Annotated in this window: 21 protein-coding genes and 4 pseudogenes; 14 read left to right on the top strand and 11 right to left on the bottom strand. The window is 60.4% G+C overall.

Features of this window, described 5'->3' with window-relative positions:
• On the bottom strand, nucleotides 1-1050 hold a 1050-nt coding region (locus K7H91_RS19035), incomplete at its 3' end, for an MFS transporter (RefSeq protein WP_230721805.1).
• Nucleotides 1051-1292: 242 nt separating this feature from the next.
• On the opposite strand from K7H91_RS19035, the gene K7H91_RS19030 reads away from it, so the two are divergent.
• Entirely contained in the window at nucleotides 1293-1994 is a 702-nt protein-coding gene (locus K7H91_RS19030; RefSeq protein WP_230721804.1) for a helix-turn-helix domain-containing protein, read from the top strand.
• A 181-nt stretch (nucleotides 1995-2175) separates the two neighbouring features.
• On the opposite strand, the gene K7H91_RS25895 is transcribed toward K7H91_RS19030, so the two are convergent.
• From K7H91_RS25895 to K7H91_RS19015, 4 genes and pseudogenes are all read right to left on the bottom strand, one after another.
• Nucleotides 2176-2679, bottom strand: coding sequence for a Tn3 family transposase (locus tag K7H91_RS25895; protein ID WP_419197499.1), 504 nt, complete (start codon nucleotides 2677-2679; stop codon nucleotides 2176-2178).
• A pseudogene (locus tag K7H91_RS25890) lies at nucleotides 2645-3212 on the bottom strand (Tn3 family transposase). The gene K7H91_RS25895 and the pseudogene K7H91_RS25890 overlap by 35 nt, the downstream one beginning before the upstream one ends.
• Nucleotides 3120-3354, bottom strand: a pseudogene (locus K7H91_RS19020) (transposase zinc-binding domain-containing protein); the annotation flags it as partial. The pseudogenes K7H91_RS25890 and K7H91_RS19020, both read right to left, overlap by 93 nt.
• A gap of 4 nt (nucleotides 3355-3358) precedes the next feature.
• Nucleotides 3359-3632: pseudogene (locus K7H91_RS19015) on the bottom strand (tyrosine-type recombinase/integrase); the annotation flags it as partial.
• A gap of 160 nt (nucleotides 3633-3792) precedes the next feature.
• Here K7H91_RS19015 and K7H91_RS19010 point away from each other — a divergent pair.
• Nucleotides 3793-4446 (top strand): Crp/Fnr family transcriptional regulator, encoded by a 654-nt coding sequence (locus tag K7H91_RS19010; protein ID WP_330166019.1) that lies wholly within the window; start codon nucleotides 3793-3795, stop codon nucleotides 4444-4446.
• A gap of 76 nt (nucleotides 4447-4522) precedes the next feature.
• Nucleotides 4523-4873 (top strand): annotated as a pseudogene (locus K7H91_RS19005) (NnrS family protein); the annotation flags it as partial.
• Nucleotides 4874-5045: 172 nt separating this feature from the next.
• On the opposite strand, the gene K7H91_RS19000 reads toward K7H91_RS19005, so the two are convergent.
• Both K7H91_RS19000 and K7H91_RS18995 read right to left on the bottom strand, forming a co-directional pair.
• Nucleotides 5046-5615: a UbiX family flavin prenyltransferase gene (locus tag K7H91_RS19000; RefSeq protein WP_330166018.1), complete on the bottom strand. Its 570-nt coding sequence runs from the start codon at nucleotides 5613-5615 to the stop codon at nucleotides 5046-5048.
• Between the two features lie 11 nt (nucleotides 5616-5626).
• Nucleotides 5627-7135 (bottom strand): UbiD family decarboxylase, encoded by a 1509-nt coding sequence (locus K7H91_RS18995; RefSeq protein ID WP_230721801.1) that lies wholly within the window; start codon nucleotides 7133-7135, stop codon nucleotides 5627-5629.
• Between the two features lie 108 nt (nucleotides 7136-7243).
• On the opposite strand from K7H91_RS18995, the gene ubiT reads away from it, so the two are divergent.
• The 4 genes from ubiT to K7H91_RS18975 are packed head-to-tail and all read left to right on the top strand — an operon-like array spanning nucleotide 7244 to nucleotide 9817.
• Nucleotides 7244-7738 carry a ubiquinone anaerobic biosynthesis accessory factor UbiT gene (gene ubiT, locus K7H91_RS18990; RefSeq protein ID WP_230721800.1) on the top strand — a complete coding sequence of 165 codons (495 nt, stop codon included), beginning with the start codon at nucleotides 7244-7246 and terminating at the stop codon, nucleotides 7736-7738.
• A 2-nt stretch (nucleotides 7739-7740) separates the two neighbouring features.
• On the top strand, nucleotides 7741-8718 hold the full coding sequence (ubiU, locus tag K7H91_RS18985; RefSeq protein WP_230721799.1) for a ubiquinone anaerobic biosynthesis protein UbiU: 978 nt from the start codon (nucleotides 7741-7743) through the stop codon (nucleotides 8716-8718).
• A 2-nt stretch (nucleotides 8719-8720) separates the two neighbouring features.
• The gene (ubiV, locus tag K7H91_RS18980; protein WP_230721806.1) at nucleotides 8721-9626 is read left to right on the top strand and encodes a ubiquinone anaerobic biosynthesis protein UbiV; all 906 of its coding nucleotides are present in this window, start codon (nucleotides 8721-8723) and stop codon (nucleotides 9624-9626) included.
• Nucleotides 9623-9817, top strand: coding sequence for a hypothetical protein (locus K7H91_RS18975; RefSeq protein WP_230721798.1), 195 nt, complete (start codon nucleotides 9623-9625; stop codon nucleotides 9815-9817). The genes ubiV and K7H91_RS18975 overlap by 4 nt, the downstream gene beginning before the upstream one ends.
• Here K7H91_RS18975 and K7H91_RS18970 read toward each other — a convergent pair.
• Genes K7H91_RS18970 through K7H91_RS18965 form a run of 3 tightly spaced genes read right to left on the bottom strand, consistent with a single transcriptional unit; the run spans nucleotide 9799 to nucleotide 12384 of the window.
• Nucleotides 9799-10461 carry an anaerobic ribonucleoside-triphosphate reductase activating protein gene (locus K7H91_RS18970; RefSeq protein ID WP_230721797.1) on the bottom strand — a complete coding sequence of 221 codons (663 nt, stop codon included), beginning with the start codon at nucleotides 10459-10461 and terminating at the stop codon, nucleotides 9799-9801. The genes K7H91_RS18975 and K7H91_RS18970 overlap by 19 nt on opposite strands.
• Nucleotides 10445-10639 (bottom strand): anaerobic ribonucleoside-triphosphate reductase, encoded by a 195-nt coding sequence (gene nrdD, locus K7H91_RS25595; protein ID WP_269066357.1) that lies wholly within the window; start codon nucleotides 10637-10639, stop codon nucleotides 10445-10447. The genes K7H91_RS18970 and nrdD overlap by 17 nt, the downstream gene beginning before the upstream one ends.
• Nucleotides 10640-10659: 20 nt before the next feature.
• Nucleotides 10660-12384 (bottom strand): ribonucleoside triphosphate reductase, encoded by a 1725-nt coding sequence (locus K7H91_RS18965; protein WP_269066356.1) that lies wholly within the window; start codon nucleotides 12382-12384, stop codon nucleotides 10660-10662.
• A 400-nt stretch (nucleotides 12385-12784) separates the two neighbouring features.
• Between K7H91_RS18965 and K7H91_RS18960 the strand changes: the two genes are divergently transcribed.
• The 6 genes from K7H91_RS18960 (at nucleotide 12785) to K7H91_RS18935 (ending at nucleotide 18302) form a co-directional block, all read left to right on the top strand.
• Nucleotides 12785-13213 carry a pseudoazurin gene (locus K7H91_RS18960; protein WP_230721796.1) on the top strand — a complete coding sequence of 143 codons (429 nt, stop codon included), beginning with the start codon at nucleotides 12785-12787 and terminating at the stop codon, nucleotides 13211-13213.
• An 85-nt stretch (nucleotides 13214-13298) separates the two neighbouring features.
• Nucleotides 13299-14315, top strand: a complete 1017-nt coding sequence (locus tag K7H91_RS18955) for an ABC transporter substrate-binding protein (protein ID WP_230721795.1) — start codon at nucleotides 13299-13301, stop codon at nucleotides 14313-14315.
• Entirely contained in the window at nucleotides 14293-15135 is an 843-nt protein-coding gene (locus tag K7H91_RS18950) for an ABC transporter permease (protein ID WP_230721794.1), read from the top strand. Before K7H91_RS18955 ends, K7H91_RS18950 begins: the two co-directional genes overlap by 23 nt.
• Nucleotides 15132-15884, top strand: a complete 753-nt coding sequence (locus tag K7H91_RS18945) for an ABC transporter ATP-binding protein (RefSeq protein WP_230721793.1) — start codon at nucleotides 15132-15134, stop codon at nucleotides 15882-15884. Before K7H91_RS18950 ends, K7H91_RS18945 begins: the two co-directional genes overlap by 4 nt.
• On the top strand, nucleotides 15881-17101 hold the full coding sequence (locus K7H91_RS18940) for an NnrS family protein (protein WP_230721792.1): 1221 nt from the start codon (nucleotides 15881-15883) through the stop codon (nucleotides 17099-17101). Before K7H91_RS18945 ends, K7H91_RS18940 begins: the two co-directional genes overlap by 4 nt.
• A gap of 7 nt (nucleotides 17102-17108) precedes the next feature.
• A complete protein-coding gene (locus tag K7H91_RS18935; protein ID WP_230721791.1) occupies nucleotides 17109-18302 on the top strand; it encodes an NnrS family protein in 1194 nt (397 codons plus the stop codon).
• Between the two features lie 5 nt (nucleotides 18303-18307).
• Here the strand turns inward: K7H91_RS18935 and K7H91_RS18930 are convergent, their stop codons facing one another.
• Nucleotides 18308-18997 carry an NnrU family protein gene (locus K7H91_RS18930; RefSeq protein ID WP_230721790.1) on the bottom strand — a complete coding sequence of 230 codons (690 nt, stop codon included), beginning with the start codon at nucleotides 18995-18997 and terminating at the stop codon, nucleotides 18308-18310.
• Nucleotides 18998-19126: 129 nt separating this feature from the next.
• On the opposite strand from K7H91_RS18930, the gene K7H91_RS18925 reads away from it, so the two are divergent.
• Nucleotides 19127-19576 (top strand): RrF2 family transcriptional regulator, encoded by a 450-nt coding sequence (locus K7H91_RS18925; protein WP_230721789.1) that lies wholly within the window; start codon nucleotides 19127-19129, stop codon nucleotides 19574-19576.
• Nucleotides 19577-19735 lie beyond the last annotated feature (159 nt).

Raw genomic sequence — 19735 nt, 5'->3', positions numbered from 1 at the left:
CTGGAAGGTCGACGCATTGCCGACGCCCGTGAGGAAGAACAGCGCCATGAAGCAGGCGAAGAAGGCCCAGAAATTGCCGCCCACCCCACCATGCGGCAGGAATTGCAGCACGCCGACCACGGCCACGAACATGCCGACGAAGGTCCAGAAGGTGACCCGGCCGCCGCCGAAGCGGTCGGAAATCCAGCCTGTGCCCGCCCGGCTCAGCGCGCCGAACCGGTCGGCGAGATGACCGCCATAGGCGCGGAACAGACTGGCCGACAGCGAGAAGGCCGCCGCCGCCATGCCCGCGGTGCGGATATCGACGCCATAAACATCGACGAGGTAGTGCGGCAGCCACAGCGCCAGCGCGACGAAGGCGCCGAAGACGAAGAAATAGTACAGCGAGAAGCGCCAGACCTGCAGGTTCTTCAGCGGCGCAAGCTGGGCTGCGACCGTGGTGGCCTTCGCGCCTGAACGCCGGCGCGCCTCGAACACCGGATCATTTTTGGAAAAAACGAAGAAGATGACGGCGATCGCTGCGAGCGCAAAGGCCCAGACATTGGCCACCGCCTGCCAGCCGAAGGCGACCATGACGAAAGGCGCGCCGAACTTCGTCACCGCCGCGCCGACATTGCCGGCGCCGAAAATGCCGAGCGCGGTGCCCTGCTTTTCCGGCGGATACCAGTGCGAGACATAGGTGACGCCAACGGCGAAGGAACCGCCGGCAAGGCCGACGCCAAGGGCGGCGAGCAGAAACAGCGGATAGGTCGTGGCGCTGGTCAGAAGAAAGGTCGCCGCCGCAGCCAGCAGCATCTGCAACGGAAAAACCAGCCGTCCGCCATATTGCTCGGTCCAGATGCCGAGCATCAGCCGCGACAGCGAGCCGGTCAGCACCGGCGTCGCCACCAGAATGCCGAACTGGGTTTCGGAGAGGCCGAGTTCGCTTTTGATCTCGACTCCGATGATGGCGAAGATCGTCCAGACCGCGAAGCAGACCGTGAACGCCACCGTGCTGAGACAGAGCGCCCGGCGCTGGTCGTTTCGCGAAACACCATCAACTGCAGACATGAATTGCCCCCTAAGGCTCGAGCGGTAGCCCGCTCATTGAAAATTCTGCCTGAGAGCTAGAAGGATTGGGCGGCGCTCGAAGTTGACCTAAGTCAAGGTTGACGGATGGCGTGGGACAAACAAAAATTGCACGTGAAATTGCCTTCCCGCGCTGAAATCATCATCAAATAGATGTGTTGCAGATGCCCCGTCATGCTGCTAAATTTATCATTTGAGGACACGAAAAAAATCAAGGCAGAGCGATGCGTTCATCCGATTTGCCCCAGGTGCGGGCGCTCAGCCTGTTCAGCAGCATGGGCGAGGAGAATTTCGAGGCGCTGATGCAGGCGGCCTATCTCCAGACCTTCCCGCCGCAGCTGGATCTCGTGCATGAAGGCGATCCGGCGGATTTCCTCTATGTCGTCTTCGAGGGCTGCGTCGAGCTCTACGCTAATGCCAACCGCCGCGAGGCGACCATGGCGATGGTGCATCCGGTCAGCGCCTTCATTCTGGCGGCCGTTCTGAAGGATGCGGTCTATCTGATGTCGGCGCGCACCCGGGCGCGCTCGAAAATCCTGCTGATCCCCTCGGAAAACGTACGCTCGATCTTCGAACTCGACGACGCCTTCGCCCGGGCGATGGTGCTGGAGATGGCCGGCAGCTATCGCTACGTCATCAAGGAACACAAGGGCCTCAAGCTGCGAAGCTCGGTCGAACGGCTGGCGAACACGCTGCTTCGCCAGGACCATGAATTCGGCAAGGGTACCGGTGAATTCGAGCTGCCCTACGACAAGCGCACGCTCGCCTCCCTGCTCGGCATGACCCCGGAAAACCTGTCGCGCGCTTTGAATACGCTGAAACCCTACGGCGTTGAGGTCGACGGAACGAAAATCCGGCTTTCAGATATCAAATCCCTGAAGTCTCTCGCCAAACCCACGCCACTGATCGATGACCCAGAAGCCTGATCCTGTTGGTTTCACTGAACGGACTGCGTCAACTTGACCCGCCCCCGCAGCAATCGTTGAGGGGTCGGAACAAGAGGAGTTCAAAATCCTGCGCTAAGTGCGAACGAAATCTGAACTTTATGCAGCAAGCGCGCGACCGTTCGGAAGTCGCAAGGGTCTGAATCCTCCTGGCATGTGCTGTTCAGAGTCCCAGGAGTATGAACCGGTGAGATTTTATGTACTCCCAACTGAGTGGCGAGACGTGCCTCAACAGTGCATCGGGAATGTAGCGCCCCCTTTGACGCAGATGAGCAACCGCGCAACTGAGATAAACTGTGTTCCAGTGAACAATGGCGCTGACAACAAGATTGAGACCGGATGCTCGGAAAACTTGGCTGTCGTAGGAACAATCGCGGATTTCACCGCGTTCACGAAAAAAGACTGCGCGCTTCAGTTTGTGGGCAGCCTCACCTTTATTCAGGCCAGCTTGGCAGCGTCTACGCAACGAAGGGCTGGAATACCACTCAATCATGAACAAGGTGCGTTCAATGCGGCCGATTTCTCGTAATGCTTTGGCCAGGTTGCTCGATTTCGAGGAAACCGAAAACCTCTTGAGGATCATCGAGGGTGCGACGCGGCGTGCAGTGACGGAGGCGGCCAGGCGCAGCAAATCATCCCAATGGTCGAGAATAAGCGTCGTATTGATGGGCGCTCCGATGTGGTTTTCTATCCTGGGATATACATCGCTTTTTCGAAGGCGCGGAATCTCCGGTCTTTATGTTGCGGAGCCGTGGTGCAAAGCGCTTGCCAATCAGGGCGAATCGCGCGAAGACATGATCTCTGGTGCCACCGGTATCGGTAAAATGCTCGTCGATTTCCTAAATCGTTTCGTGATCAAAAAGTCCGTCGAGAACATAAGCCGCTTCGCTTTCCGTCGGACTAAAAGGTAATATTCCGAAGTACCCGTACTGGTCGGATAGACGACTGTAGAATTTTGTCCCTGGCTCATTGCCCGTAGTGCAAATTGATGTCGCCGCCGCGCTTGACGGTCCGGTCGCTGGCGCGGAAAAATTGGCCATCTGATGAGGCCGATTTACCGTTACCCCAAAGCAGGGAATAGGGATGACGAGCGTGAGAGTCTGTTACGAAGGCTTGGGCGTGCGGCAGCGCCCTCGCACTTCGGGCAGTGCCGATTACGGCAGGAGTTATAGGCGATGCGCCATTGTCCGCAATCTTCACAAGCCTAGACATGGCCGCCCAATGCGGCCGTTCGGCAATGCTCGATCGCGGACATCACCTTGAGGTGGGCCAGGCTGAGATGTCCTTGATAGGCGGGTCCGGCGGAGCGGAAGATGTCGGCGACCTCGATTGAGGCGCGCATCGGTTCAGCCGTCGAGCGATGTTCCTTCCGTTGGGAAGAGACCCAGCCTGTCGAGCGGGCTGATCACTGCGTGAACCGTCCGGGTCGCCACCTTTGTATAAAGCGGCGTATTGTTAAGCTTAGCGTGTCCAAGCAGGACCTGGATAATCCGGATGTCGATGCCATCCTCCAGAAGGTGGGGCGCGAAGCTGTGGCGCAATGTGTGCGGGCCGACCCTTTTTGGGGATATCAGCAACCCGGGCGGCTTCGACAACGATGCGATGGAGCTGTCTGGTTGGATAGGCCGCTGAGCGCCGTCTGCCTCAGGGCAACTGCGACCGCAACGCAGGTATCATCCCCATGACTTTTGATGTATCGAGGGGACATCAAGGGCCGGGGGTTTTTGCATTGACCGATATTGACCGCAGCCTCGTGCGAAGCCTCCCGCTGTTCTCCAACATGGCTGATGCAGAGCTCGACCGATTGTTGACTCGGGCAACGATGCGGCGCGTGCCCCTTGGCGACACGGTGTTCGAACAGGGACAGAAGGCCAATCAATTCTACCTATTGCTGCATGGGCGACTTAAGGTCACGCAGGTTACGCCAGAAGGGCAGCAGATCATCGTTCGGGTCGTCCACCCCGGCGATCTATTCGGTTTCACGCAGGCCCTGCAGCGCGACGACTATCCGGGAACACCCGTAGCTGCGGCCGAAAGCGTGGTCATGTGCTGGCCCAATGAGGTTTGGGGCAGTATCGTCGAGCAGAACGCGCACCTGGCGGTCAATGCCATGCGCACTATTGGCCAACGCCTGCAGGAAGCCCATACCCGCATCCGCGAAATGTCCACCGAGGAGGTGGAGCGCCGTGTTGCGCATGCGGTCCTCAGGCTGATGGATCAAGCCGGACGCAGCGAAGCAGAAGGCGTCCGCATCGACTTCCCGTTGAGCCGCCAGGATGTCGCCGAAATGACCGGCACGACCCTACACACGGTGTCCCGTCTGTTCAGTGCATGGGAAAGCCAGGGCATCGTGAAGGGCGGAAGGCAAAAGCTGCTGATCCGGGACAGGGAGCGCCTTGAAGCTCTGGCCGAAGGGACTTCCGGCCGCAACTGATCCTTGCTTGCGGCAAATCAAGGAGCGCATCGTCCGGACGAGCTAGGCGGAGGCCAACGCCTGCTCGAAGACAATCATGGTCGAGACGAACCCTATCAAGCGTAAGCCGGCACCGCGCGGTATCGCTCATGCCGGCCCGGTCATCCTCGCCTATGGCTTACGACAATTCTTCCTTGGTGCCGGCCTATGGGCGGTGCTCGCCATGGGCTTGTGGATTGGAGCGCTCGCGCTCGGCCGCCCATTTGGTCAGGACTACGGGGCCGCGGCCTGACATGCCCGTGAGATGCTCTTCGGATATACTTCCGCCGTCCTCGCCGGATTTCTCCTCACCGCCTTTCCAAACTGGACAGGCCGGCTGTCAGTCTCCGGCGTGCCGCTAGCAGCGTTTTTCCTTGTTTTGCTGGCCGGACCGTTTGCCCTCATAGCGCATCCAGCCTAGGCATCGGATTTGCGATCGCATTCGTTAGCGGTCGTACGTCGCTAAGACTGGATCGCGCGATAGTCATCGGCCTGATCGCGGCTGCGCTCAGAACCGTCTGGTTGCTCGTAGGTGGCCATGCCGGACTGTTCGGCGCCGACCCCTTGGTCGTGGCGACCTCCTAGGCCTTGCCATCCCATTCGACAGCTGCCCCTGTCCCCGGCAGTCCGAGCATATCTATGGCGCGGGCAGCGAGGTGATCAACCACGTCTGCCACGCTTTGCGGCTTCTGATAGAATGCCGGCACGGGAGGCATGACGATGGCCCCCATTTCGGTCACTGCGACCATGTTGCGCAGGTGTCCCAAGTGAAGCGGCGTCTCCCTCGCCAGTAGCAGCAAGCGCCGCCGCTCCTTGAGGTGCACGTCCGCCGCCCGAGTAACCAGGTTGTCGGACAGCCCTGACGCGATGGCGGCCAGCGTGCGCATCGAGCATGGGGCAATGATCATGCCGGCCGTAGGGAAAGATCCGCTCGCGATCGTGCTTCCAATGTCGTCATTCAGATGCACCGTCTCGACGCGGTCGGCAAGCTCATCCCAGGCATTTGGACCAATCTCATGAGCCAAAGTGCGCTTGGCCGCGTCGGAAACAACGAGCTGCGTAGCCACGTCCTCCCTGGCGGCCAGTCGCTCGGCAATGCGCATTCCGATGGCGGCACCCGAGGCCCCGGTCAAGGCCAGCACGACGCGAATCCTCTCAGTCACTAGACGATCCCCAGCTCTGACCAGACGGCGTCGACCCTGGCTTTGACCTCGTTCGACATGGTGAGCACCGCGCCCCATTCCCGAACGGTCTCGGCACCAATCTTGTTGGTAGCGTCAAGACCCAGCTTTCCTCCCAGTCCCGGCCTGGGCGATGCGAAATCGAGGTAGTCGATGGGCGTGTCCGAGATTGAGATGAGGTCGCGCGTCGCATCGAAGCGCGTTGCGATTGCCCACATGACATCGGACCAGTTGCGCACGTTGATGTCCGGATCAACCACGATGATCAGCTTCGTCATCGAGAATTGCGGCAACATGGACCACAGGCCCATCATCACTCGTCTTGCTTGCCCAGGATGCCGCTTGTTGATCGACACGACCATCGCTCGATACGAGCAGGCCTCCGGAGGCAACCAAAGATCGGAGATCTCGGGAAATTGCTGCCTCGCCAAAGGCACGAAGAGCGGCGTCATCGCCTCTCCCAGACGCGACGGCTCGTCCGGCGGACGGCCGGTATAGGTAGACAGGTATATCGGGTCTCGGCGCATCGTCATGGTGTTGAACGTCACCACCGGAAACGGTTCGACCGAGTTGTAGTATCCCGTGTGGTCGCCGTACGGTCCTTCGAGCGCCGTTTCGGTCACGCTCACGGTCCCCTCGAGAACGATCTCGGCTTCTGCGGGCACGGGCAGAGCTACGCTCACAGCCTGCGCGACACGACTCTGTCGCCGGCGCAGTACTCCGGCAAAAGCCATCTCGTTCAGGCCATCCGGCAACGGCATGACCGCAGCAAGCAGTGTCGCCGGATCAGCTCCGATGGCTACGGCGATTGGCATGTCCTCGCCGCGGTCGCGCCACAGTCGATGATGCCGTGCTCCGCCCCGGCCAGGCAGCCAGCGCACGATTGCCTGTTTGGGGCCCAGCACCTGCATCCTGTAGACACCGACATTGATGTCGGTGGGGTCATCGGGTGCGCGCGTTATGACCAGCGGCCAGGTGATGAGGGGTGAAGGTTCGCCGGGCCAACAGGTCTGGATAGGCAGGCGGCCAAGATCGACCTGATCGCCGCGCCAGACGACTTCCTGACAGGGAGCCCCGCCGATCGGTTTGGTGCGCAGACTCAGCATCGCGCGCAGCATATCCCTCTGCGCCCAAGCCGAACGAAGGTCTCGCGGCGGCCTTGGGGAACGCAATTGGGCCATGCCTTCGCCCAAGGAATCGAGGTCACCAGCATCCAGCCCCATGCCCAAGGCTATCCGCTCGATCGTGCCGAATAGGTTGACGAGCACCGGCATGGTCGAGCACGTACCATCCTCGCGGACAGGCCGTTCGACCAGCAGGGCCGGCCCGTTGGCTTCGAGCACGCGGCGATGAATCTCCGTGATCTCATGTCTCATCGAGATCGGAACCTGTATGCGTCGGAGCAGCGCGCGCTGTTCGAGCTGCAGGACGAATGCCCCCAGTGACGGGGCTATGGGATAGCGCGGCGCAGGCAGGAGTCGGTGGCTCATGCGCAAGCCATGCCAGAGACACATCGGACTTTCATTGCGCTACATCAAAGTCCCGCCTGCGGCCGCCAGCTAAGATCCTTCCACGTCCCACTCAACAGGAGCCGCCAGATGTTGCTGCCGCGCCCGCTCACTTTAGCCATCGAAAGACTGCCCGTTGCCTTGGTGCAGCGCGTTGTGGACAAGGCGTTCCATCGGGCGTTGCAGCAACACCCTGACCTTTTTGATCGCCTCGGGAGCGAAGCCGGTAAGCGCTTCTGCTTCGCACCCACCGATCTCGATTTCGTCTTTCTCGTGCATCCGGAAAGCATGTCCATACACACATTCCGCAAGGCATCCACACCAATGGCCGACGCGTCCATCGCGGGTCCAATGCTGACATTGCTTGCCCTCCTCGAAGGCCGGATCGATGGGGATGCGGTATTCTTCTCGCGCAGCCTGTCGGTGACGGGTGACATGGAGGCCATGCTCGCCCTGCGCAACGCGCTCGATGATTGCAGTTTCGACCTGTCCCGTGATCTGGCTGGATTGGTCGGTCCTTTGGCTGTGCCGTTCCAGCGGGTGGCCGAAGGCATTCGGCATCGTGCCCTAAAGGGTTTGGCATAATCATGGAACTGATTTGCCCCGCGGGGACCCCATCCGCCTATCGTGAAGCCGTCGACGCCGGTGCCGACGCTGTTTATTGCGGTTTTCGGGACGAGACCAATGCCCGCAATTTTCCTGGCCTGAACTTCACCCGCGAAGAATTGCGACAGGCCGTCGCGCATGGTCGCACGAATGGAGTGCAAACCTATGTGGCGCTCAATACGTTCATGCGCGCGGGCAACGAGGACCTTTGGTATCGTGCCGCCGATGACGCTGTCGCCGTCGGCGCCGATGCAGTCATCCTCGCCGACATGGCGCTGATGGACTACGTTGCCAGCACTTATCCCGACCAGCGCCTGCATGTATCGGTACAAGCCTCGGCCTCCAACGTCGACGCGATAGGCCTGCTGGTGGAGAACTTTGGCGCCAAGCGTCTCGTCCTCCCACGTGTGCTGACCGTTCCGGAAATCGCGAAACTGGCCCGGCAAGTTGATTGCGAACTGGAGGTCTTCGCCTTTGGCGGCCTCTGCGTGATGGCGGAGGGTCGCTGCTCGCTGTCTTCTTATGTCACGGGCCGGTCGCCCAACATGCAGGGCGTTTGCTCTCCTGCCAGCCATGTGCGTTACCGCGAGGACGGCTCCGAAATGGTCTCGGAGCTGGGCGGTTTCACCATCAACCGCTTCGGTCAAAACGAGCCAGCCGGATATCCAACCCTGTGCAAAGGGCGGTTCCATATTGCCGACGATGATGGATACGCTTTCGAAGATCCTGTCAGTCTTGATGTCATGGAGCACCTCGATGCCTTGCGAGCTGCTGGCGTCACCGCTCTCAAAATCGAGGGGCGCCAGCGCGGCAAGGCCTATGTGGCTCAGGTCGTTTCGAGCCTTCGCGCGGCGCTGGAATCCCCGAAGGAGGCGCGGGCCCAGAAACTCGCGCATCTCCACCGCCTGAGCGAGGGCCAGCGTACGACTGCAGGCGCTTATGAGAAGAAATGGCGCTGATTATGGCTAACACGTCGACGCTGAAGATCACCATCGGTCCGGTTCCTTACCTGTGGTCCGGCGAAAAATGGCGCGATTTCTACTACCGCATCGCCGAGTCGGAGCATGTCGATGCGGTGACGCTGGGTGAGGTGGTCTGTTCCAAGCGAGACCACTTCACCAGGCCCTTCCTTCCTCAAGTCGTTGAACGGCTGACCGCAGCCGGGAAGTCCGTTGCGGTGGCCTCGCTGGCCTTGGTGACGCTCGATCGCGAAGCTGCTCAGACGAGACGCCTCGCTCAGGAGACGCAATTGGCCGAAGCGAACGACCTTTCGGCGCTGCGCGTGCTGGCGGGCAAGCCACATCTCGTCGGTCCATTCGTGAATGTCTACAATGGCGCAACCGCACGGCTGCTGGCCAAGCGCGGCGCCACGCGCATCTGCCTTGGCCCGGAGCTTCCGGCCGCCTCGATAGCGCCGATCACAGCCGGTGCACCGGAGATCGAGTACGAAATCATCGCCTTCGGGCGTCTTCCGTTGGCCATATCCGCGCGATGTGCGCATGCCAGAGCCAAGGGCAACACAAAGGACAACTGCCAGTTCGTCTGCGGCGGCGAACCTGATGGGCTCGATGTCGATACGCTGGATGGCCAACCATTCCTGACCCTCAATGGCGTGCAGACCATGTCCCGGCACTGCCAGGTTCTGCTCAATGATCTGCCGTCTCTCTCCGATCTTGGCCTGACGCATCTGCGCCTTTCGCCGCAGGATTGCGACATGGTGGCCGTGGCGGAGATCTTTGCCGATGTGCGCGATGGGCGGATGACCTCCGATGAAGGCATCGCGATGCTGAAGACGGTATACTCGGCCGCGCCCTATTCGAACGGCTTTCTGCATGGAGCCGCCGGTATGGATTGGGTTGCCGCATGAACCATCAAGCCCCCATTTACAGCAACCCCGATCCGGACATCCTGGTCGAGCGCATCCGTTCGATCATCGGCACGGTCGCGCTGGATTGTTACTGCAGGTTGAGGGTGAACGACGCCAACGGGTCGAACTCCAAGACAGGTTGCATCACCTTAGCCAACCAGTGGCCAGAATTCTATCTCTGTCCGCTGTAACCGGAAGTCAGGTTCAGGCTGTTCACAAGGTCGATATCAGCGCACCCATCTGGCCTGAACTTCTGGATGCGATGATCCTTGCCACCGGCCTCGCTGACCTCCGCTGCGAGCTCGAGCAACTCCTCCCTGCTCAGCAGATCCGGATGAACGGTGGTGCGCAGGTCATAGGCAACCGCGCTGTCGAGCAGCAGACGAAGACTGCGCATGGCCTTGTCGCCGCTGCGACGCGCGCCGGTGATCCGATCATAAGCCTTTCTCGGCGCCTTGATGTCGAAGCCGACCCAATCCACCAGAGGCAGGACCTGCGCCAGACGCCCCGGATAAGGACCGCCGGTATGCAGGCCTATGCCGAAGCCCATCGCCTTGACCTGCTTGATGCCGCTTTCCAGATTAGGCTGGAGCGTAGGCTCGCCCCCTGAGAACACAACGCCATCCAGGAGGCCGCGCCGGGCCCCGAGGAAATCCACCACCATCTGCCAAGCGATCTGCGTCTCGCCCTTGGCCGGAATAAGATGTGGGTTATGACAATAGCGGCAGGCCCAGGGGCAGCCCTGGCAAAACAAGGTGGCGACCAGTTGGCCCGGCCAGTCGCAGGACGACAGCCGAGCCAATCCGCCGATGCGGATCTCAGTCAAGCTTCGCACTCGCTTCGCGGAAGTAGCGGCGTTCGCGGAACTCCCCCTTTTTGCCCCGGTTGAACGAAGAGACTGGGCGATGATAGCCCATGACGCGGGTCCAGACTTCGCAGGGCTGGCGCTCGCTATCGAGAAGGAGTGGTTCGTTGGAGCGGTTGGCGACGAGATCGGCTGGATGGATGCTCATGACATGTTCCTTTCGTGAGCTCAGTTGACGAGCGCGGAGCGTTTCTTGGCGATGCGCTCCTCATCGCATTTCGGGCAGAACTGATGTTCGCCGGAAAGGTAGCCATGAGTCGGACATATCGAGAATGTCGGCGTGATGGTGATGTATGGCAACCGGAAGTTCTCCAGCGCGCGCCGCACCAGCTTGCGGCAGGCATCGCCACTCGAAAGTGCCTCGGTCATGTAGAGGTGCAGAACCGTGCCACCGGTGTACTTGCACTGCAGCTCGTCCTGCATGGTCAGGGCCTCAAACGGATCGTCCGTGTAGCCGACGGGAAGCTGCGAGGAGTTCGTGTAATAGGGATTCTCGTCCGTGCCGGCCTGCAGAATTCCGGGGAAGCGTTTCCTGTCCTCCTTGGCGAAGCGATAGGTCGTCCCCTCGGCTGGCGTCGCCTCGAGATTGTACAAGTGGCCGGTTTCCTCCTGATAGCCGGTGATGCGACTGCGCACGTGGTCGAGCAGGCGGATTGCCAGCGCTCGTCCAGCATCTGTGGTGATGTCGTCCTCATCCCTGGAGAAGTTGCGGATCATCTCGTTCAGGCCGTTCACGCCGATCGTCGAGAAATGGTTCTTCAATTCACCTAGATAGCGTTTGGTATACGGGTACAGCCCGCCGTCGATGTGGTCCTGGATGACCTTTCGCTTGATCTCGAGGCTGTCGCGCGCCAGGTCCATCAAGTCATCGAGCTTGGCGACCAGACCAGCTTCATCGCCAGCATGGACGTATCCGAGCCTGCCGCAGTTGATCGTCACCACACCTAGCGACCCCGTCTGCTCGGCACTGCCGAACAGTCCATTGCCGCGCTTCAGCAATTCCGTTAGATCGAGCTGCAGGCGGCAGCACATGGAGCGCACCATGTGCGGCTCGAGATCGGAATTGACGAAGTTCTGGAAGTAGGGCAGCCCATACTTGGCAGTCATTGCGAACAGCCGGTCGGCATTCGGGCTGTCCCAGATGAAATCGGGCGTGATGTTGTAGGTCGGGATCGGAAACGTGAAGACACGTCCCATTGCGTCGCCCGTGGTCATCACGTCGATATAGGCCCGATTGATCATGTCCATTTCGGCCTGAAGCTCACCATAGGTGAAATCCATGTCTTCCCCGCCAATGCAGGGAACCTGGTCGCGGAGATCCTGCGGACACGTCCAGTCGAAGGTCAGGTTGGTAAAGGGCGCCTGCGTGCCCCAGCGCGCCGGCACGTTGAGATTGTAGACCAGTTCCTGGATGGCTTGGCGGACCTGATCATAGTCCAGGACATCCTTGCGGATGAATGGCGCCATATAGGTGTCGAAGGAACTGAAGGCCTGCGCCCCTGCCCATTCGTTCTGGAGGGTGCCGAGGAAATTCACGATCTGCCCAACCGCGCTTGAGAGGTGCTTCGGCGGCCCCGATTCAACTTTTCCCGGGATGCCATTCAGTCCCTCCTCGAGCAGCATCCGCAGGGACCAGCCGGCGCAATAGCCCGAGAGCATGTCCAAGTCGTGGATGTGAATATCGGCACCGCGATGCGCCTGCCCGATTGCCTCGGGATAGACATGAGAGAGCCAGTAGTTGGCGACGACCTTACCGGCCGTGTTCAGGATCAGGCCTCCGAGAGAGTAGCCCTGATTGGCATTGGCGTTCACCCGCCAGTCGGACTGGTCAAGATATTCGTCGATGCTTGCGCGAATATCGATGTGAGGAAGTTTGGCACTGGCTGAGGACATGACTCGATCCCAAATTGCGGTCTTGAGCTACATCATGTGTCTAGATTCGAAATTTGGTCAATATATAGTAGCAATTCGATATCCCTCTTCTCTATTTTGTTTGACGCAGAACAAACATCGCCCCTCGTGGTGGCGGTCACCTGGGCGGCAGCATAACGTCGGCTTCCAAGGCCCCTCGGGCTCATTGTATTGACGGAGATACTGATGATTTTCCGCGGATTGGTTTCATACCGTTCAAGGGTCCTCGGCATCGCAGGATGCGCGAATAACCGGTCGCACTGCGTCAACTTGCCCCGCCCCCGCAGCAATCGTTGACCGTCGCCATAAAAGATGAATATAAAATACATGTTTTATTCTGACTCGGTCGCTAAGGACTGGCCGATACACTGACCGGTGCCCCATGTTCCGCATCTTCGCCCTCTCGTTTCTCGTCTTGACCACCACGATGGCCCCGGTGTGGGCCGAGGATCATATCGTAAACATGCTCAACCGGGGGAACGATGGAATCATGGTGTTCGAGCCCGGCCTGCTCGTCATCCAGCCCGGCGACACGGTGCGTTTTGTTGCCGCAGACCGGGGTCACAATGCCGAAACCATTGACGGCATGGTTCCCCAAGGTGCAGCCGGCTTCGAGGGGCGGCTGAACGAGGAAGTCGTGTTTTCGCCCGATATCGAGGGCGTTTACGCCATCAAGTGCAAACCGCATTACGCCATGGGCATGGTCATGATCATCGCGGTCGGTGACGTACAGGCGCCTGACGGCTTCGTCAGCCGTCGTGTCCCGCCACGCGCGCGCAAGCGGTTCGAGGCTTATCTCGACGCGCTTTGAACGCCACGACAGGCAAAAGGAAATCTTCGATGGCGCATCCCGACAAGCAGATCGACTGTCCTGAAGCAGTCGAAAGGAATCCGTCATGAACGGCCTGAAAACCGTCCCACTTCGCCGCCGCACGTTCCTTACCGGAATGGCCGGCATGGCAAGCCTGCCCGCAATCGGCTTTGGCGTGGACCGTGCCGCGGCCGCGACGCCGCTTGCGCAAATATCGCTATCCGGGCCGCCTGCCGGACCGTCGATCACGCTCGCCCAGGCCGCGGCCACGGGCGCGTTCTCGAAGATCGCCGACAAGGCTGCATTCAACGTCTGGCGCAATCCCGACGAAGTCCGTGCCGGGATCACCTCCGGCCAGATGTCGCTGGTGGTGATGCCAGTTCAGGCCGCCGCCAACATGTATAATCGTGGCTTCGGCGTTCGGCTTGTCAACACGCTGACCAACGGACTGCTCTATATCATTGCCACCGACCCGTCTCTGCAAACGGTCGAGGCCTTGCGCGGCAGGAAGCTTGCGGTTCCCTTCCGCAACGACACGCCCGATCTGATCCTCAAGCGACTTCTCAAGGCTCATGATATCGATCCAGAACAGGATTTGTCGCTCGACACCACTGGCACGCCCGTCGAAGCCATGCAGCTCCTGCTGAGCGGCAGGATCGATGCCGCGCTTGTGCCGGAACCGGCCGCCTCGGCCGCCATTATCAAAGGCAAGGCCTCCGGTGTGACAGTCACCCGTGTGATCGACGTACAGAAAGCCTGGGGCGAGACGATGAATGTGCCGCCAGTTCTGCCGCAGGCAGGACTTGCGGTGACCGAAGCATTCTTCGAAGACAATGGAAACCTCATTCCGGAACTTCATATGGCCTTGGTCGAGGCAACGGCCGCCGTCAATGCAGAGCCGGCTGAAGCCGCCAACAATGCGGCCTCTGCCCTTGGTATGCCCTGGCCTGTTCTGAAAGAAGCGATCGGCTATTCCAACCTAGCGGCAACACGGGCGACGAAGGCCAAGCCAGAGATCGAATCCCTGTTGTCGATCCTTGCCGACAGCGATCCCGGCATTATCGGCGGAAAGCTTCCTGATGATGGGTTTTACGCACTTTAACGCAAGCGTCTTGCGCCCCGTGCTGGATCGTCTCGGCCGGACCGGACAGTTTCTCTGGTCCGGCTTTGCGGGGCTGGCAGCATTCTCGCTGCTTGCCGGCGTCTGGCAATACGGGCACGAGCAATGGGGAGCGTTCATTCTGCCCTCCCCGCTTGCAACGCTTACCGCCACATGGGCGATCCTGTCCGATGCGGCCGCATGGTCGCTGATCGCGCAGACTGTCGGACGTGCGCTCCAAGGCTTCCTCCTCTCCGCGTTTTCCGGTGCGTTGCTCGGCATGGTCGCCGGCCATTCCCCGGCAACGATCCGGCTGGCGCGGCCGCTGATCACGATCCTGATCGGTGTGCCGCCGATCGCCTGGATTGTTCTGGCCCTGATCTGGTTCGGCGCGGGCGACGGAACCGTCATCGCAACTGTGGTGGTGACGGCCGTCCCCATCATCTTCGCGGGAACGGCCGAGGGTATTCTGAGCCGCGACCGGAAGCTCGATGACATGGCGCGCGTCTTCGGCGCAAATGCCTGGCGCAGGATGACAAGCCTGCGTCTGCGACAACTCACCGTCCATCTGTTTCCCGCCCTGACGCTGGCCCTCGGCATGTCTTTCAAGGTCGCGGTCATGGCCGAACTGCTGGCCAATGTCGGCGGAATCGGCGGCGAACTGTCGGCAGCCCGCAGCTATCTCGATATCACGCAGGCGCTCGCCTGGGTGATGATCGCGGTGATCGCGCTGCTGATCTTCGAATATGGCGTCATCCATCCCGTCCGGTCCGAGTTCGAGCACTGGCGACGTGCCGAAGTCCCGTGGGGGATCAAACGATGAAAACTGGCCTCACCCTGAAAGGGCTCCGTCATGCCTATCTCGGCCGCACGGTGCTGGACCATATTGACCTTGAGGTATCAGCGTCCGAGATCGTCGCCCTGGTTGGTCCCTCCGGCAGCGGAAAAAGCACGCTGGTTCACCTTGCTGCTGATTTGCTGACGCCGATCGGCGGTCGGGTTGAGCGCAATTACAAACGCCATGCGATGATCTTTCAGGAACCGCGATTGCTGCCCTGGGCCACGGCGGCCGAGAACATCGCCTATCCCTTGAGGATCTCCGACACCTCACGAACGGAAAGCGGGGCGAGGTTGAAGACTGTTGCGGCGAAGGTCGCACTCCAACCGGACGATCTTGAAAAGTATCCGGGCGAGCTTTCCGGTGGAATGCGCCAGCGCTGCGCAATCGCACGTGCGCTGATTGTCACACCGGACTTCATCTATTTCGATGAGCCTTTCACCGCCCTGGATGTTGCGCTGAAGCGGCGGATGCAGGATCTCGTAATTGCCGCAACGCAATCGGCCAGTTTCGGCGGTATCTTCGTGACCCACGATCTGATGGAAGCCGCGCGGATCGCCCATCGAGTGGCCGTGCTGGATGTCGGCGGTGCGGGGATTGTCGGCGAACGTCTGGTCCCCGGAACGCCTGGCATGCGCGATGATGCCGAGGTTTTCGCGCTCTCGCAGCGCTGGATGCGCGAAGACCCCGCTTTTCGTCATATTCACGACGTCGACGAAAGGATGAGCGGATGAGCCTTGCCGACACATCCGTTCTGCGCGGCCGGTTCAGCTTCCTGAACGTTCTCGGTGATGATGGTTTCCGGCTGTTCTTTCCCATGAGTGCCGTCTACGCGGCTGTCTGGCCGTTCCTGTGGGTGGCGTTTCATGGCTATGACCTCCCTGTAGCTGGGGTAATACCACCGAGCATCTGGCATGTGCACGAGATGATTATCGGCGCGTTCGGCGCTGCACTTCTGGGCTTCATAACAACGGCCATCCCGGAATGGACGGACACGCCGCGCCTTCGCGGCAAGGCGCTCTACGCACTCGCGGCGATCTGGGGTATTGCACGCATTTGCGGGCTGGTCGGCACTGAGGGCTTCATGTGGACAGGCGCCATCGCGGATATTGTCTGGACCGGCTTTCTTGCGGCCTATGTGCTTCGCGTCAGCCTGGACAAGAAGAACAGCAGACTGACCGGTTTTATCCTTTGGCTTGCAGGTCTGTGGCTTTGCGAAACGGCAACGCGTTATGCCTTCGCCACCGGGAATGTGGAACATGCGCAGCTTTTCACCCACCTTTCAGGTTTCATCTTCCTCGGGTTGCTCGGTCTTGCGCTGGCACGCATCACCGTGCCCGTTACCAACGATATTCTGGATCCTTCGGGAGAGACATCCCCGTTCAGGCCGCATCCCGGGCGTCTCAATCTCGCCCCCGGTGTGATGACCATCCTGATCGCGGCGGAACTTTCCGGATTGTCCTCCGAGGTCACGGGATTTGTCTTCATCGCCGCTGGCGCGGCCTTTCTCGACCGCGTGGCCGAAGCTTTCGTCGGACCCGCATTTTTCCGGGCTGAAATCGCCGTACTGGCCGGATCAAGCGCACTGGCAGGCATCGGCCTCATCGCAATCGGATGCGCCCGGCTCGGGCTGCCGGTAATGGAAACCACAGGCCTGCACATAGCCCTGATGGGAGGGCTCGGCCTCGGGGTCATCGCGGTCTTCTGCATTGCCGGGCTAAGACACACGGGTCAGCCGCTCGCATTTTCCGTGGCGACGAGGATAGCGATCGCACTGATCGTCATCGCGATTACTATCCGAACGCTTCCCGAATTCGGGATCGCATCCGGGCTCGTCGGTCACCACCACGCAGTGGCGGCAATTTTCTGGGCCGGCGGGTTTCTGCTCTGGCTAAGGATCTACTGGCCAGCGTTCGCCGATCCTGCAACCCTCAACCAACATGATTGCTGAGAAAACAATGACGACAATGGCAAGACTGCGCGCATGGCAAGGACCGGCGATTTTCAGTTATGGCTTCCGGCCCTTCTTCCTTTTCGGGGCGCTGGATGCAGCACTGCTGATCGCGCTCTGGGTGCCGTGGTATCTGGGCTTTATCCAGGTGCCGAGCATGTTCACGCCCGTCGCATGGCATGTACACGAACTGCTCTTCGGCTATGTTCCGGCGATCATCGCGGGCTTTCTTCTGACCGCCGTTCCCAACTGGACGGGACGCCTGCCGGTGGTCGGCTGGCCGCTTGCGGGCCTGTTTGGCCTCTGGCTTGGCGGGCGGGCTATCGTCGCCTTCTCCGCTTCGCTCCCGCCAGCACTTGTCTATCTTGCGGCTCTCGCCTTTCCGCTGGCGCTGATCGGTTTTCTGACTCGGGAAATCCTCGCCGGGCGCAACTGGCGGAACCTGAAGGTGATCGTGGTCCTTTCGCTGTTCACCGTCACGCAGATCCTGTTTTACTACGAAAACATCCGCTACGGCACGTCGGTCTATGCCGAACGCGCCGCCATTGCCCTCATCATCATGCTGATCCAGATCATCGGCGGCCGGGTGGTTCCGAGCTTCACCCGCAACTGGCTCAAGAAGCAGGGTTCTCCGGCTCTGCCGCCTGCTTTCGGCGAATTCGACCGGTTCGTGATGGTGATGAGCGCCGCCGGTCTTGGCGCATGGATCGCGTTTCCCGCATTTGACATAGAAGAGCCGGTGCTGGGCTTGCTTCTGATGGCCATCGGCATCCTAAACATTGCACGGCAATGGCGCTGGAAACCGCTGAAAACCGTGGCCGAACCGCTGGTCTTCATCCTGCATCTTGCATTCCTGCCGGTCAGTCTTGGCTTTGTCTTCGCCGGCTATGCCGCCTTTACGGGCGATGGGGGCGCTGAAAGTGCTGCGATCCATTGCTGGACTGTCGGCGCCATCGGCGGCATGACGCTTGCGATCATGACCCGCGCCAGCCGCGGTCACACCGGCCATCCGCTGACCGCACCGCCGGCAACCGTGGCAATCTATCTGGCGATCATGACCGCACTGGTCCTGCGTCTTGTGGCCGCTTTCAACCCAAACTGGATGTTTACGCTTATGCCGCTTGCCGGTCTGGCGTGGGTCCTAGCCTTTGCCGGCTTCTGCGTTGTCTACGGACCGATGCTGTTCAAGCCCCGCAGCTGAAACGGTTACAGCCAAGCCATCGGATCGACGCCGATCAGCAGGAGGTGGCCCTGCAGCAGGAACCAGATATAAAGGACCAGCCCAAAGCCCGTCCAAAGCCAGAAGTCTCGATCCGCCCGCAGACGCGCGCGTCCTTCAATGAGCGCCAGAAACGGCACGACAGAGGTTTGCGCGCGCACGATCGCCCATTCGGCCTCGCTGAGCCGGCGGCGCGCCCGGCGATCGAGCACAGGTATTCCGGCAAGCGCGAGCAGCCCCGTGCCACCAAACAGGATCAGCGACACGACATCTCCGTTCGGCGGAATATGCGCGAGCGACCAGATCAGAAAACCGACAAGCACAGGGTGGCGGGTTATGGCGGTGATCGACCCTTGTGAGCCCATCTCACCGCTGCGCCGGAAGCTAATGGAAAGCCGGTTTTGCGCCGCAAGTCCTGCGGCGATGAACCAGAAGGCGAACGGCATCGCAATCACCGGAACAAGGGCCTGCCAGGGCGCTGGATACCAGAGATAAATCAACGGCGCAGATCGGGCCGCGACGATGATCCAGACCAGAAGCAGGATCGACAGAAAGGAATAGGCGAAGAGATAGACAGGACGCCCCAGCAGGGCAATCAGCCGTGCCCGCACGGGCGGCGCCGGCGGAATGACATGGGCCAGCAGGAAAGCGACAATCGCGAGCAGAAAATTCGTCATGTTTTGGCCCCGTCTCCCGCCGAAAGATAAGATTCATCTACGATATATGATAATACCGGCAACAGGCAAAATACCTGGATGCGGAACGTCCTCTGTGTTCCGCCGCCACAGCATCCACGGAGCGCGCCCATGCGTCTGACAACCTTTTCCGATTATGCGCTGCGCGTTCTGATGTACGCGGCATCCGCCGGCGACCGGCTGATCACCATCGAGGAGACGTCGGACGCTTATGCGATCTCGAAGACGCATCTGATGAAGGTCGTGAACGCGCTGACCAGACACGGATATCTGGTCAGCATTCGCGGTCGTTCCGGCGGTTTCCGGCTGGCGCGGCCGCCCGAGCGGATCAATCTCGGCGCGGTCATTCGCGCAACGGAAGCCGATTTCGCGCTTGTCGAATGCTTTGCGACCGGCAACCAGTGCGTAGTCACGAAAACTTGCAAGCTACCGGCAATCCTGAACGAAGCGCTCACATCCTTCCTCACAGTCTTCGACCACTACACCCTTGCGGATATCGTGCTTTCGCCTCAGGTGTTCGGGCCGGCGCCTCCATCCCCCGACCGCCCGTTCACCTCATGAGGCTGAGCGGCAAGAAAGCGAGAAGATCGTGCGGGCAATGACCTGGGACCTGCGATATCCGCTGAACCGCCGCGATCTGGAAGAAATATTCCGCAAGCACAGCTACCAGGTCGACAACAGACTTTGAGGAGGAGCCGTTTGAAGTGTAAAGCGACACCA

The organism is Martelella mediterranea (genome assembly GCF_021021415.1).
Classification (GTDB): Bacteria; Pseudomonadota; Alphaproteobacteria; order Rhizobiales; family Rhizobiaceae; genus Martelella; species Martelella mediterranea_C.
Note: the sequence above shows the minus strand (reverse complement) of the source record. Positions and strands in the feature narration are given on the sequence as shown.